Consider the following 16101-nt stretch of genomic DNA (forward strand, 5'->3'; position numbering starts at 1 on the left):
CTTTAAGACTTAACCGACAGAGCGTGCTGTCACTCTTAGTTTTACAGGTTGAGGCATATCATTTGGGGGTGAGTCTAAAAGTGGCGGCATACCGTCAAGTGCTTTTTTAAGCAGCATGTCTTTTTCAGAATCACCACTAGTGCCGACTAACTCATATCGTTCAATACGGCCACTAGATGCTATCCATATCTTGACCACTACTTTGTAAGCACTATTGGCAAGCACTTTATCTTTTGCCATCGCATCTTCAATTTTGTTTTTAATTAAATCGGTATACCAAGCAAACTGATACTTACTAGGTCCTCCGCCAATTTTTGTACCTACATCTCCACCCTTATATTCGTTATTCACAGTGCCTGCGGCAAAGGGGCTTGGCCCATCACCAGCAGCACCCTCCATTTTCAGTACTTCAGCTGGTGGGGTTTGCTCAGGTTTAGGCTGTGGAACCTCTTTAACTTCTTTAGGTTGATCTTTTGGCACCTCCTTGGGTGGCTCTTTAGGAGGTGGAGGTGGTGGTGGAGGTGTATCTGGCAATAGCTTAATAGTTGTGACTGCCTTTTTACCGGTAGAGCTGCCAGAAAACAGTCCTTTCACCATGTAACCCAATGACGCTAGAACAATTATTACGACTAATACAATCGCTATTCTCTTCACCCAAATAGCCTTAGCACTAGGCTCGTGCTCATCATCTTGATTGATATCTACGTTATGCATTACGTACCAATCTTTCCAGTCACAAGACCGACATTAGTAATTTCCATTCTTGTCACTAAATCAATGACACTAATAACGCCTGCGTATGGGGCGTTTGCATCACCACGAATCATGACTGAAAACTCAGGGTCTTTTGATCTAGCTGCGTTAAGTTGCGTTTCAAGCTCACTCAGGCTAACACCTACACCGTTTATCAATACGCCACCGCCTTGCTGTACCTGCACGATTTTCACATCATGCTTTTCAGTGCTGGGTTTATTAGAAGGCTTAGGTAGGTTCATGGTTAAACCTTGTACACCCGCAGTTGTCATTAAAATAAAAATAACTAGCAGCACATAAGCCAAATCAAGCATTGGCGTGATATTGATAGTGTCATAAGGTTGTGCGTCGTTTTGTACTTGCATGTTGTTAACCTGTCTGCTTTTTAGTCACTAAGCCAACTTCAGTAATGTCTAGCTTTTTACATATCCCTAACACTTCAGAAACCTTATCAAAATGTGTAGACGCATCAGCTTTCAAAACAATCGGTAACTCAGGATTACCACTTTTCATTTCAGCCAACCGTTGCTCAAGCGTGGTCATGTCTACAGGGTAAGCATCAAGATAAATAGTGCCATCACTAGTAATCGTAATTGCCCGCATTTGTGGTTTAGCTAATGGCGCTGTTGACTGAGTGGTAGGTGTTTCAACTTTTACACCTTGCACAGATGCTGTCGTCATAATGATAAATATCACCAACAGCACATACGCGAGATCTAACATCGGAGTGATATTAATCTCGTCGTATAACTGATTCTCTTCTTTGACGCCTTCAGACATAGTCGCTCATTTTTCTAAAGGTTACGGGCTATTTACCGTACAGTTCAGCTGTACGAGTGACAAATTCATCAACAAATATCTGCATTGCAATTGTGATATTTTTGATTCGGCTAGCCAGATAGTTGTAGCCAAACAGCGCAGGAATCGCAACGCCCAAACCCGCAACAGTCGCCAGCAAAGCTGCTGCAATACCTGGAGCAATAGCGTTCACGTTCACGTCACCTGCTTCTGCAATCGCCGCAAAGGTAATCATCACACCAACAACTGTTCCCAATAATCCTAAGAAAGGTCCTCCGGAAATTGCGATAGTGAGCAACACCATACTTGAGTTTTGTCGTTGAGTTTCGCGCACTAAATCAGCATCGATTGCTGCCTTAATTGCATCCATTGATGCCCCACTTAATGCTAACGACTCACCAGCAACCTCACGTTTACGTATTTCTCTCAAGCCAGCAGCGTAAAGTTTAAATAATGTCGAATGTGGATACTTCCCGCCTTTATCAAGGCTCAGCAGGTCATTACCAGCATTTTGAAAACGTGCTAAGAATTTTTTGTTGTCTTTATCAGTTCGTGACACAAGCGCTGCCTTAGACCACATGACCCAGACACTGATCGCAAACATAACGGCCAAGATAGCGATAACGATTTTTGCATCGAGGGTTAAACTATCGATCAAAATACCGATGTAATTTGCTTCGCCCTCTTCTTCGCCCTCATCTCCTTCTGATGCTTCTATTTTAAGTAACTGACTATCCATGCCCTGAGAACTAGCAGTGAGTTTTAACCAATCAGCACTACGAGCTACATTAGCAATCTCTAACTGATCCATCTCACCAGTGTAACCATCGCCGATTTTGATATCAGATGCAGCATCTACAACTGATGCATCGCCTGTGCCAGCCGACACACCGTTAATAAATAGATTTGCTTTACCGCCATCTAAAGTGAACGCAACATGTTGCCAGGCAGCTGGTTTAATTTCACCGCCAGAGATATTGTTTGCACCTACATTTAAGCTTAGCTTAAGGCCATCAATCTTCAGCACGACTGCATCACTTTGGTTATACAGGGTAGCTTGTTGTGGCAAACTAGCAGGTTTAATCCATGCTGACCAAGTGTAGCCAGCACCTGCAGGACGTTTTACTGCCGGATTAGCGGGAATAACAAAAGGTTTTGCTGTCAAAACTGCAGCCTCACCTATCAATGCGGCTTTTTGCACTGCAATCTCGCCACTTGCCACAAGACCGGTACTTGAACTATCTTGAAACAGTGCCTTCTCTGCAAAGTTAAATGCAGCAACTGTATTTAAATCCCAAGTTGATTTTGCATCAGCACTCGCCGTTGCTTTTTCGTTACCTGAATATAGTGAGAAATAAGCATCTTTATCAGTTGGGTCAATTTTTGGTAGCTTTACCCAAATGACAGCAAGCTCATTCGCTGAATCATATTTTTCAATGTAGTGTTTCAATTCAGTTTTATCATCTGCAGCAATAAAACGTAAATCGGAACCATCAATATTGGCACTTAAAAAATCAAAGTTACCAGAATGTAAGCGAACGACCACTGCGTAATCGCTAACTGCGGAGGCAGTTTTAGCCTCAACCTTAATCTTCTTCTGAGAGCCCCAATCTTCATTCCACTGAGAGAATCCAGATAATGGACTTAGTCCAATCATCAAACCCAACAACATTAACAACTTCTTCATACAATATGTCCCTTGAATAAATTACTCCGTACTACCCACAACCCATTAACCCTAGAATCAACGATTAAAATTCATACCAAACACGCATATGGCTTCTAAAATCACCTTTTTTAGTCGCCAAGCTATCTTTAAGCGGCCAAGCAAAATCAAGATTGATATTGAAGCCTTTAGAGGTATTTACCTTTAGCCCCATCCCCGCTCCTGATAAAACAGATGTCCTATCTTGCCCCTCGGTTGGATCGATTGTTCTTAATTGTGAAATGTCATAAAACGCTGACAATCTAAAATCTTGCACCCAGCTAACGCTTCTGAATAATGTTGGTGTGCGAATCTCTAGTGTTGAATGCAATCCTTGGTCCCCAGAAGCCTCTGCCTCCAAATACCCCCTGACAGTATCAACACCACCAGCGAGATATTGCTCATTTGAAATTAAAGGTGATCCAGAAAATTGACCATCAACTTTGGCAAACCCCTGAAAGCCAAATGGTAAATTTTGTGTTCGTTGCAAATCAGCTTTTGCGACAAAGAAATTAGGCTTAGCGCCAACTCTCTTAGCCGTAAATTCTGACGCTTCAGAAACCACACCACGCAAACCAAATATGGCTCCGGTGTTAATTTGAGTAGTTGTCACACCTTCTTGCCATGTACCGTTATAAGATGCAGAAAGTGGTGCATAAGTGATTGGTGTATCAAAACTACCCCCAAAAACCACTGTTTGACCAAAGTCTTTGTAATCAAGACCTAATGAAATTGAGTGGTAATAATTATCAACGGATGGTAGTGGTTTTATTAGGCGCACCCCCAGAATGTTACCGTCACCTAAAATATTAATGCCACCAACGGTTGCGACACTACTTTTAGAACTAACACCATAAAAAGCCATTAATGCATCGCTTTCATCGAAGCGCATTAAATAGTTTGCTGAAATGACTTTTACTTCATCAGTATTTTCAGGTGAGGTTAGGAAATTTAAAGATAAGCTATGTTCGCGTTGCCACAAATTGTCATATTTAATCATGCCAGATAAACGCAAACGGCTAGTATCCTGACTATATCGATCATTCAATTCCAGATTTGCATGAACGGGTAATGTATCTTCAACCTTTAAATCAACATCTACCGTACCAAAATTCTTACCTGCCTTCATGACAGGTGTTACGCGTTTATCTGAGGTGCGGTTTAATCTTGCAATATCTTTTTGAACCGTTGGGAAATGGGGGATTTCACCTTCTTTAACTGATGGCGCTAAGGTCTTGATTCGCCCTAAAGAATAATAATCAGAGTCTTTAACACGTAGACGACCTACTTTTCCCTCTGTCACGTTTAGCTTAACAATCTTTTTATCTACATCCTGCTCTGGAATATCAACCAAAACAGTAAGAAAGCCAGCTTCATGATAGGTTTTCTCTAAAGACTCTCTTGCCTTTTCAACATCTGCAATTGTCTTTCTTTCACCCATCAGCGGATAAACTGCAGCCTCAATTTTTTCAGCAGTAAGCTTAGTGTTACCCTCAACTTGAAATTCTAAGATATCAAAATAATTAGCATCTTCTTCATTGTCGATAGGCTTAACTGGAGCGTCTTTAACAAGTTCATTTTCGAGATTATTTACTGGTGATGAAAAAGATGCATCAGTGCCTGATATAGCATCAGGAGTCTCAGTTGCATACAAAGGCAAAGCCTGCCCTAGTAACAAAAGACTAAAAATAACTGTACTTTTTTTATAGTTATTATGCTCACGCATGCCGAAATATAATCCTTAATGTAGTCAAGGCTAGAACAGTGATTGCTCTAGCCTTGATGAGTTATTGGCAGTGATAATAACTACTCTTTATTACATGGGAGTTACATAAGGACTACTAATGTCATGCTTAATTTTTAGCTTTTTTACTTTCATCAGATTGCTTATTACTTGCTGATGATTCGTCACCTAGTGAGATAACTTCAACACTAATTAACGATGGCATTGCCGCAAGTTTGGTATTTGCTGCCTGCTTGGCAGCATCACCAAGTTGATTACCTTGTTTGCTATTATTGGCAGAATCAGTTGATGCAGGAGTACTGATACTTAAACCAGCAGTACTGGCCACCGGCGCACCTGTTGTAACGCCACCTGCACTAATATTATCTGCACCGATAATTACCCTAGCCCCAAGATTAATGTTACCTGCTGAGCGAATACCTGCCTCACCAGCATTAATCTCACCATAAGGTGCAAATAAGTCAACATCTCCAGGCTTACCGCCTGTTGCAGTGAGTGCGGCAATACCGCTACCAGATACCGCACCAGAGTAGTCATAGGCTACCTTACCATCCTCGATACGTATCACTGGTGGAGGTGTAGATGAAGATGTTTTTGCACCTTTACCGGCATCAATATCAGCTAAAGCAGAGTAAAGCATTAAGTTACTGCCACCTAGTGTAAATACGCGAGATTGATTCACTTGGAAATCATTTCTCACCATTGCCACTAGCTCACCACCACGCAGTGAAACAATGCCAAGCTCAGTATCTGATTTTTCCAGATTACCCGCCACAGCCAAACCTGCATTCACTAAACCACCGGGCACCAGCAGTTCAATACGACCACCACGCTCACTTCTGATTTGGCTATAGAATAAGCTTAAATCACCAGGGTGAGTTACCTGCTCATTAGCAATGTCACCAAACCCAGCCATGATAGAACCTGCCTGAGAAATCAGATTCTGGTTAGTAGTAAATGTTGGGAACATCTGCAATATGGCACGTTCAGATCTTGAATAATCACCAAATGTTTGACTAGTTGCATTAATTGCATCCAAACCGCCTGCCTTTAATTCAGCAAAAAATACTTGGTTGATAAATGCAGTTTGCGCTTGCCTATCTAGCAATTTAAAATCAACTAGCGCTTGACTGGCTGTCAAACTATCATCCCCAGTTAGTGCTTGCATATACTTACTTAGTAGAGGCAAGTAAACGCTAGAGTACTGCGATGACGGCTCAACATATGCATTCAGTATGCCGTTGTAATCAGCTACAGCGGCAGCCCCTGGCTGCACCATAATATCTGCGCCCTGCTCACTTAGATATGGGTTATATAAATTACCCACTGAGCGAACACCGTTTGATGTGCCTAAATCAATATCGCCATCTGCGATTAAATGAAGTCTTCCTGGACCAGCAACTTCTATCCCAGCTTCCGTCGCCTCAATTGAATCACCATTACGCACAGGTTCGTTATAACGTATAGCATTACCAGCTTCAATCGTTGAGACATCTGTTGCTTTTAGGTTTTGAACGATGATATTTGGATCAACCACATCATGCCCAGCTTTTACTTCGACGCGCTTAGGTGTTACTAAAGGATTTTGCACCTTAAACACTACGTCGTTTTCTGCATAAACACGCACAGGATCAGGGTCATCCATGTGCAACAAACCTTCTGTATGGCTTGCAATATCCTGATAGCTATTTAACACAGGGTTAACAGCCACCTTAAGATTCTCTGTAGAGATGGTTGGTAAGCTATTTGGATTTACTTCAGACATTATCAAGCTATTGATGGTGACATCATTACCAGCCAACAATGTCACATTACCTTTTGCTGCTGGGTACAAAACTACCTTTTCTACATTGACATCACCACTTGCAGCAACTGCAGAAAGTTTCGATGGAAACACGTGTTCATCGCCTTTAACGGTCACATCACCATCTACAGACTTAGTACTAATCGAAGTTTGCTCATCGTAAGTATAAAATTTAACTCTGTTACTACTTACCGCACTATCTCCAATAGTGGGGTTAGAAGCACTAATAACAGCTACATCCCCAGTAGCAGTTAAATCTACTTGGGACTTCATGAGTGAAAGCGCAACATTGATATTAGAGCCTGACTCAACTTTAATTGTACCTTTACCTGCGTGTAATAAAACTTGATCTACAGACCCATCAGTTTTAATACTGACATCACCACCACCAAGCTCAGAAAAGTTAGCTATATCTGGTGCAGAGTTCACATCTCCACCCATACGTCCATTGGTTGCAGCAGCAATTTGCATATTACTTAATGCTCCACCTGCTACCACCTTAACATCACCGCCACTGAGTGCAGCTACCCCATTGGTAAATCTATCGTACCGACTCCACCATCTAGCTTGAGCATTGGCTATATTTCCTTCAAAGGCAGCATGATACAGCCAAGCTCCAACTCCTTGAAATTCAGCACTAGATTCGGATCCTGTTATATCAGAACCTGCTTTCAGGAGCACGTCGCCGCCGCCATCTGCATAAAGCTCTCTTTCTGCCCCCAACAAACTACCAGTTACTACACCAAATTTAGTGTAGTTGAACCCCAGAGGCATGAATTTACTATCATCATGCAGGCCCTCAGTGTATATAGCTGCACCTGAACCTCCTGTATCACCTAGTTGAATATTATTTCCAGCGATTGCGTGTATATAACCTTTACCTGTTCTTATGTATCTACCATCAGCAACTATCAGATTTTTTGTGTCCGCCACGCCGTCTGAATTAGTCGCCTCTAAATTTGCAGAAGCAGTATCAGCACCAGCAACTAAACGATAACTCCAGCTATTTTGCTTCTGCCTTAGGGATGCATGTGTTGAGATAACAGTAAAGTCTTCGTTATCAATATTTCCTTCTATTTTTAGGTTATTGCCTGCACGAAGCGTAAGAATGCCACCACCCTGAACAGACTGTGCTGCAGTAGCATTGGTGATGTTTGAGCTTCCTAAGTTCCAGTTATTATCAATGGTTAAATCACCCGATGCCCTCACTTCTACTCCAGGAGTAATGACAACAGATTGACCATCTTTAGTTGGCGAGAATCCACTAGCTATTGAAGCTGCACGAGACGCAAACGCATTAGTATCAGCTGCGATCAATGTCCGGTTTCTAGCGTCAATTGTAAAGTCTCCAACCTTGTCATATACCTTTACAGCCTCAACCAACATCCTGCTAGCACCTGTTACTGCAGCGGTCGATCCTACCTCAACATTAACGCCTGATCCTATGACATCAGAACCATTCGCTTGATTAGCGGATGACACCAACTGAAAATTGGTGCCATCAAACACTGCGATATAAGTTTTCCCTGCTACCAAGTCACCCGATGATAGTGTGTTGCCGCCATCTTTTCTAATGAATCTGGCTCCTAGTGAATTTACGTTTAGTCTAGTTGTTGTGCTTCCATTCACATTTGGCTTAAATGCAACGACCATACCTGGAGTCAAAGTAAAATCAGCTACAACTGCATTGAGGGTTGCACTACTACCAGTTGTGGTAACGGGATTAAATACTGCGTTGTCAGTGCTCGTTTGCATAGCACGGAATATGACTTCACCACCTTCTCCTTTGATACTGCCTACTTGATCACCAGACACATCAATCAGAGCGCCTGACAAGCCACCAGCATCGGTAGACTCAACCTTTACTACCCCAGTCTCGGAAGAAATTAAGACATCACCTCCATTACCTAAACTACCTGCTGTACTATTGGTATCTGCAAGCCCTTTTGCAAAAATTTGAGAGCCTCGATTAACAGTAACATCATTTTTTGCATAAACCTGAACGTTTCCACCTTTATCGCCCGATGCATCAATCTTGCCATTTATTGTGATCGCACCATTATCTGCAATAAGTTTTACTTCTGTCGCAGAAATATTATCTGCGACACCTATCTCTAAATCTCCACTACGTAGTCGATAAGTTTGCTCACCAGAAAATGTACTCAACGTAGCAATGGTTCGGCTAATATCAGAAATCACCTTGGCATCTACAATCGCCGCTGCATTTTTGCCCTTAGCACCGGCTGTTGCTGCTTTAATTTCTCCCGCCAGTTTAGCCTCACCATTGATGGCAGAAACCACCAACTTGCCAGCATCGCCATTACCAGCTGCGGTTAAATCAACTAATGCGCCTTGCTGAACATCAACATCACCTTTTTTAGAAGTCAGCGACACCTGCCCTGCTGGTAAAGCAACTGTTTGGTCATTCAACGTGTAAGTACTGCCTTGAGCCAAGATTCGTGCACCATCTTCTAGCACAACATTGCCAGTCGAAGCTTCCAGACTAGTTTTAGCACCACGCATATCAATGGTTGCACCATTGGCTAGCAACACTTGCTCACCACTCAATTTAAGCTGCGTACCTTGTGATGTTGCCGCAGCCAAAGCTTGCTGAGATGTTGCGTCACTTTGGACTTTAAGTAAACCGTTAGTGGCTTGAATCGCGTAATCGGCTTTGTTACTTGCTGTAATGCGTGGTGTATTAATAGTTAAGTTTTTATCTGCCACCAGTTTATTTGAAGAAGCCGAATCACTCACGCGCGGAGCGTTGCCTTGCACTAACAATTCTTTGCTAGCTGCAATATCCACTTGGTCAAAACCAGCTAAACGAACAGTGTTATTTCCAGTAACGACCTTTTCAGCTTTAATATTTAAGCCACCTGTACCTAATGCTGGCACGGTGTTTGCACCAAGTGCTGGAGCAGGCTGTACGAAGATTGCATTATCATTATTAGCCAAGGTCAAATTACGTGTAGTAATCGTGGTTGTTTTGCCTGCATTTTGGTAGCCAGCAACACCTGCACTTTGTAACGTGAGATCAAAACTGTTATTACCAAAACTTGCATCGCCATATAAATCGACGGTTGATTTACTTTGTAAAAACAAGCTGCCAGCATCAACAAACTTGTCTAATTGAGGCTTTTGCAGCCATAAACCATCTGTGACTGCCTCATTATTATCAGGCGAGCCTAAGCTAATATGACTTGATGAGAAACCTAAAGCTGCGCCATCAGCAAACTCAATATCCCCTGCTACATCCATTTTTTTGGATGCATCTAAGAATACCGAGCCATTGCCTTCTACAGTCGCACCTGATTCAACGGTTAGTTCACCACGGTCACCATCAGTATTCAAACGAGTTACCTTTGTTGCTGTACCGCCAGAAACTCTCACCAATGCACCGTCACCATCAGCGCCATTAACAGCACCTATCGTTAAATCTTTTGATGTTGCGCCAGCACCTGCACCTTTTAGGTTTGCGCCTGAATCTAACAGCACATTATTAGTTGCCGCCAATATGACTTCCGGGCCAACTAAATCAGCATTTTCACTCAGCCGCACATCGCTAGAAACCACATCTAACGTACCGTTGCTACGCGTACCACCCAACAGCAAGCTGGCTGCATTAAAATTGGTGAGTGTTGCCTCATCAATTGCAAGATATGTCTCGCCATCTTTTGTTACCAAACCAGTTTGCTCACCTGCACCAACAATAAGTAATTTAGGGGCAGCAATATCAACTTCTGCACCTAACCCATTTTTCCCAGGTAAAGCTTTTAGTAAACCATTCAAAACCAAGCTATTCGTTGCAGCAATTGAAAGTCGCCCTGCATCTGCAACCTGCTGCGCCTGTGTGTTACTTTTAAAATATGTACTTGCTTTAGTGGTGTTGTATTGCGCTAACTTGTAAGCATCAGTGCCTGCACGTACCACAAATCCAGCAGTACGAGAGCTCTGCACATAACCATTAGAGGTATAAGCCGCCAAATGACCTGAAACCAGAGTGCTACCATTAACAAGCGTTTGCGATACTCCAGCCGTTCTATCTTGATGGCCTGAAACTGACGACACCAACATTGCACCCGGCAGTAAGGCATAACGCGCTGGCAACAATGTGTAATACCCGGCAGCCAAGCCAGGAACACCAGAAATATAAACCGCATCACCAGCTTTAATATCACTGCCTTGCCAATATTGTGCATCAAAGCTAGCGAAGGTTTGGTTATTAGCCGGCATGATCGCCCACGTATCTTTAGCATCTTTGCCAAAAGCGCTCTGATTGGCATTGCTAGCTAAAACATCGCTGCTACCGCCAATCCCAGGCACCCATTCATAAGCAAATAAATCTCCGCCACCGCTTACATCCACTGTACTGCCATCATTCTGATTAACATTTGGCGCATTGAGCTTTACTACACGCTCTGGTGGGGCAGTGAACTGCTGACTATTGGGTCCAAAATCGTATAAGTAATCGAGACCATCTCTATCGGTATATCCAAATGGTATTAATGCCCCCTGCGCTGAAACCGAAGTCACACTACCTGAGTTCAGGTTAAGCGTATCACTGGCATTTAAAGAAATAGTGCCAAAAGGCGCGAGTATCACCCCATTTTGATCGATTGTTTCTGCGTTAACCGTGAGCTTTCCGCCAGCAGACAATACTTTATCGTAACTATCATTGGGGTTGATTTTATTAAAGCTGACTTTACTACCAGCACCATTTACCGTGACTGTGAAATCTGAAAGTGACGTTGGATAAACTTGACGCGCATTAAAGCTAAGTTCGCCTGTCGTTAGCAACTGCCCCACTGGCGGCTGACTCAGCCCACCAACAGAGACATTCGGGTCGCTCACACCAGTCATTCGAATATCACCAGTGCTGTTAAGTGCTGTAGTTGCAAAACGAGAGAGGGAAAATTTACCTTTTAAATCCAACAAATTAGCATTAACAGTCAGATTAGCAGTGCCCGCCACAGGCGTAGTTGCCTGATACTCACTATTAGGTCTTAAAGGTTTAGTCTCAACATCATTTGCAATCACCACATTCGGTGCACTTAATTTAACAGTAGCGCCATCAGTGGCTTCAATTACCCTAGCGTTCAAGCTTAAGCTGCGCGATACGGCTAAATCCACATCGCCCGTAAATCTCACGCCATGTTCAGACTTTAGTGCAACATCGCTAAAGCCAGCATTCATCATGTTATCTGCTGATATTTTTGCAAGACCTGCCGCTGATTGCTGTATTGAGTCACCAACAGATAAAGTATTTGAAACAAACGTACCGCCTTGACTCAAATCTACATACCATAGCTGGTCTGGCAGATTACCAGTAAATCCGTTATCAATACTTGGTGCAGTACCTGGGTATATAGCGGATATAAGACCAATAGTACGTGAGCCACCACGTGTTAAGCTAATGTCTAAGCTACCACCTAAACCATCAGGCGATGATGCACTTAATGTTGAATCTATCAACATCCCCTCACGTGCGCTCAGCGAAATATCTCCGCCATTACTCGCTACTTTAGTTGGTGTATATCGATTCAGGTTTTTCACATCAAATACTGCTGATGTCCCAGAAACATCCATGATTGACCCAGCTTCAGCAACCACATAACCTTTTTTAGCGTCCAATGTAATATGGCCACCGTCGTAGACAACACCCTCCCTCAACAAACTACCAGAGGGTAACGTACGCGTATATCCAGATGCTACCAACTTTGCATTCTCACCCAGCCATATTGCCTGTGCGGCGTTATATCCAGGGTCACTATTCGCTGTTGGATCACCGTTCATCGTCAGTGAAATATCACCACCTAAAGCCTGTAATGTACCATCAACATATAGTTGATTATCCCAAGCTGAAAGCGCGATACTGGGTGGTAACTTTTCACCATCTGAATTTGTTCGCATACCATTGGCATCGACTTTTATGCTGGCACCTGTTTCTACTACTATGCTGCCCCTTGAAACACCGCTAGCTGCAAACGCGTCAGAGGGTAAATCAACATTAGTAGATTGGGTGGACAAAGCTAGGCTGGTAGAGCTACGCATATAATCAGGCAGAACAGTGATCATAGATAAATCATGAACATGTCCGCCACTGGCTTTAAGCTCGTAGCCTCTATTGAGAAAATAATTCTTGGCGATTACATCAACATTAGTATTGGTACGCACTAAAACACCATCGCGACCAGTGAGGTTAAAACTTGCGAAACCACTATTCTGAAATAAATCAGGCGTTGCTAAAAATTCTCTAGGATCACCAAGACCAGTATTTCCAACCGTAATAAATGGCGCAGTAATTGATAAGTCACCACCTGTTCCCATTGCAAAGCCACGTAACTCACCGTTCAATTCAGGTGCAACATACGTAAAAGGGTTATCTTGGCCACCTTGCCCAACTTGAGTAGCAATATCGATGCTACCGGCATCACCTTTTACTAAATTACCGCCCTGCTGCAACCATCCACCACCAGATACATCAACCAGACTACCGCTGCCTAGCTTAACCTCATCACCAGAGTTGATTGAAACCTTACCACCATCAGTGAGTACACGTCCTTTAACAGAGCCAGCTAATTTATCATTTACCCAATTACCGGATACATCTAAGGTAACGCCATCTGATACTTTGATATGAGTATCATCTGCAATGACAGTGCCCTCGGTAAAAGAGCTTTTCAATGCAATACTACCGCCCCTAGCAATAATATCCTGATTAACCTCCACATCGCGACCTGACAGTGACAATTTACCACCATCTGCAACTTTAATCGCAGCGTTTACTTTCACATTAGCTGCAGTGCTGATTGAAATATCTTCAAAACCACTTCGGTTAAGCATCGCTGCATCAACTTCTACAGTATTGATACGTGATGCTGGCAGTGCATCTGTAGCACTAAAGTTAGCATTAAGCGTTGTTGTATTCCCTACGTTGACGTCATGCCCACCAGCACCTGTTGGTGTCATCACATGAATATCTAAGGTACCGCCCAAGTTTTTAGATTCACGCTGATGTTCACCATAAGTCGCACCACCTGATATTTGCCCATCTAAAGCCAAATCATAAGTATCAATGGTCAACTTACCTGCAGCCTTGCCCTCCGTGTACCCAGCCTCTTGCAATTTTCGCGTATTGGTTCCGCCTAAAAATCTAGTAAATAAAGTATCTACAGGCGCATCACCCAGCGCATATGCTTTACCATCCTGAGCAACGACCCAGCTCTCTTTATTCCAACCACTATTAAATTTGAGTGAGCCTCCAGAAACATCTACTGTCGAACTACTGCTCTGAATCAAATCACCTTCAGACTTTAAACTTACTGCACCGGCTGTTGCCAGCTTTTCACCAAGTGAACGTGGCACTTGCTTCACAAAGCCAGCTAGATCAGCTACGCGAGAGTCTGGCGTATTGCGAATATCAAACCAAACTTTTTCTCTATACAAAAACCCATCTCGGTTGATGGGGTCATCTTTTAAATCAGTCAAAGTGAGTAATACTTCAACAAAGTTACGCTCCATATCCACTGCCACGTTTTTCAAACCAGCAGCGTCAATCAGCGTGTTTTTGCCAAGGAACAAACGAGATTCAGCGTCTTTTGTATCGATGGGTGTACCTGCACCGCCTACATTAAAGCCTTGCCCAAACTTTTGCGCAGAAATATTGATAAATCCACCAGGCGCAACAATTTTAGCGTTATCACCAATCGTTACTTGGTGACCAACCGCCTCTATCGTGGGCGCGTTAAATACTTGGTCGTCAGTGAGTGTAGAGCCTTTAACGTTAACAGCACTCAACACTGTGTCAACATAAGACTTTTCACCAACTTTAGTTGCAGGCACTCCTGCTTGTGTCGTTGCAAAAATTTCATTTGCTTTAGCAAGTGCGGCACTATCTTCTGCAAGGACAGTAGTAACACTATTAGCACCTACTCCTAGCTTGCCAGTACGACTACCATTAATAATGGTATTTTTTGTCGCTGTCGCTGTGCCATTCTGTTGAAGCCTTGTTGCAAAATCTATTGGTTCTTCGGTGGTACTTGGTTCGATAGATGCAAAACCAGCAACGGTGGTATCACGAGCCAATAGTCGGATTGAACCTTTTTGAGTAGCAGATGAAGTGGCGGTAACTCGACCATTCTGATTAACTAAAAATGAAGCCATCGTGACATTGCCGCGCTGAGAAAGAATTCGGCCCATCGTATCGTTGATTACTTCACCAGTAAGTTTGACTTTTAAAGGGTCACCATTTGCATCTGTCACAACATTACCATTGGTATCTTTTTGGTCGACAATATAATCGGGTGAGTCCACCTCGACTAAAACACCAGCCAAACCTCTATAAGGCGAATCTTGAGTATAGTTATAAACACCTTCTGAAGAGCCCGCGTTTAAATTAGGTGCAACAGACAAATACACTTTATTACCTGCTGCCATTGCAATTTGGCCTTCAGTCGCTTGTATGCTGCCTTGGTTGATGACTTTAGATCCAAACAACATCACAGATCCGCCTAGAGCAGCTTTAATATGCGCATCAGGTTCTACCTGTATTAACGCATTTTCATAACCAGCCGCATCCCCACCCCATACGTATGCAGCTCTACCGTCGTTGACATAAGCACCAAGGTGCCCAAGATTACTCAGAAAGTCACTATCTTTAATATCCAAGGTTGAAGCGACCAAACCATTTACGTCAACGCGTGCACCATTACCAAACAAAATACCATTTTGGTTAATGAGATAAATAGCACCTTTAGGCGAGTTAAGTGCACCTTCGATAATACTTTTCGGCCCATTAATACGAATAAGCGTTGCTGAACCTGAACCAGCTGTATGATTGAAATTGACTGCACTCGCATTACCAATATTAAAATTGGTGCCGCTCATAATGCCTTTGAGGCTAGCTTGATCAATATTAAGTAACTGACCATTGATATTGGCTGGATTTATAACTGGCGCGTGTATCGTAATGTTTCCTGTCACAACATTTAAGCCTGTAGGAATCGTATTTGCAGGCAAATTTGGGTCTGCAAACGCAACACCCATAAAGCCAGTAGTGCTAGTCCCTAATAATAAAATGTAGAGACAAGCAGCTTTAGAATTTAACGCATGCGCGTTGCCAAGAGATTTTTTGCTAACTTTATCTTTACCACTTTTTCCTGATTGATGACTACGTACATGCTCACCCACAGCCATCCACAAGCCGCGTGATTTGTTGAAAATAAGACGATAAATTCCGCTATTCATATCCGTAAATCCTTTACCAAACAAAAGTTCATGTCGATTAAAAATGCT

At 42.9% G+C, this 16101-nt stretch carries 6 protein-coding genes; all 6 read right to left on the reverse strand.

Annotation, left to right across the window (positions count from 1 at the left end; all coding sequences use genetic code 11):
- Positions 1-9: 9 nt before the first annotated feature.
- On the reverse strand, positions 10-714 hold the full coding sequence (locus tag FG24_RS12150; RefSeq protein WP_036303693.1) for a TonB C-terminal domain-containing protein: 705 nt from the start codon (positions 712-714) through the stop codon (positions 10-12).
- Positions 714-1118, reverse strand: coding sequence for an ExbD/TolR family protein (locus FG24_RS12155; RefSeq protein WP_036303694.1), 405 nt, complete (start codon positions 1116-1118; stop codon positions 714-716). The genes FG24_RS12150 and FG24_RS12155 overlap by 1 nt, the downstream gene beginning before the upstream one ends.
- Before the next feature lie 4 nt (positions 1119-1122).
- Positions 1123-1533 (reverse strand): ExbD/TolR family protein, encoded by a 411-nt coding sequence (locus tag FG24_RS12160; protein WP_036303695.1) that lies wholly within the window; start codon positions 1531-1533, stop codon positions 1123-1125.
- A 28-nt stretch (positions 1534-1561) separates the two neighbouring features.
- A complete protein-coding gene (locus FG24_RS12165; protein ID WP_036303697.1) occupies positions 1562-3238 on the reverse strand; it encodes a DUF2341 domain-containing protein in 1677 nt (558 codons plus the stop codon).
- Positions 3239-3302: 64 nt separating this feature from the next.
- On the reverse strand, positions 3303-4982 hold the full coding sequence (locus FG24_RS12170; RefSeq protein WP_051901548.1) for a ShlB/FhaC/HecB family hemolysin secretion/activation protein: 1680 nt from the start codon (positions 4980-4982) through the stop codon (positions 3303-3305).
- A gap of 127 nt (positions 4983-5109) precedes the next feature.
- Complete coding sequence (locus FG24_RS12175) at positions 5110-16053, reverse strand: filamentous haemagglutinin family protein (RefSeq protein WP_036303698.1); 10944 nt, start codon at positions 16051-16053, stop codon at positions 5110-5112.
- Between the last annotated feature and the right edge of the window lie 48 nt (positions 16054-16101).

The sequence above is a fragment of the Methylotenera sp. L2L1 genome, from assembly GCF_000744605.1.
Classification (GTDB): domain Bacteria; phylum Pseudomonadota; class Gammaproteobacteria; order Burkholderiales; family Methylophilaceae; genus Methylotenera.

Coding starts and splice junctions, on each gene's coding strand:
- FG24_RS12165 (WP_036303697.1), bottom strand. CDS start 3,238: ATGAAGAAGTTGTTAATGTTGTTGGGTTTGATGATTGGACTAAGTCCA.
- FG24_RS12160 (WP_036303695.1), bottom strand. CDS start 1,533: ATGTCTGAAGGCGTCAAAGAAGAGAATCAGTTATACGACGAGATTAAT.
- FG24_RS12170 (WP_051901548.1), bottom strand. CDS start 4,982: ATGCGTGAGCATAATAACTATAAAAAAAGTACAGTTATTTTTAGTCTT.
- FG24_RS12150 (WP_036303693.1), bottom strand. CDS start 714: ATGCATAACGTAGATATCAATCAAGATGATGAGCACGAGCCTAGTGCT.
- FG24_RS12175 (WP_036303698.1), bottom strand. CDS start 16,053: ATGAATAGCGGAATTTATCGTCTTATTTTCAACAAATCACGCGGCTTG.
- FG24_RS12155 (WP_036303694.1), bottom strand. CDS start 1,118: ATGCAAGTACAAAACGACGCACAACCTTATGACACTATCAATATCACG.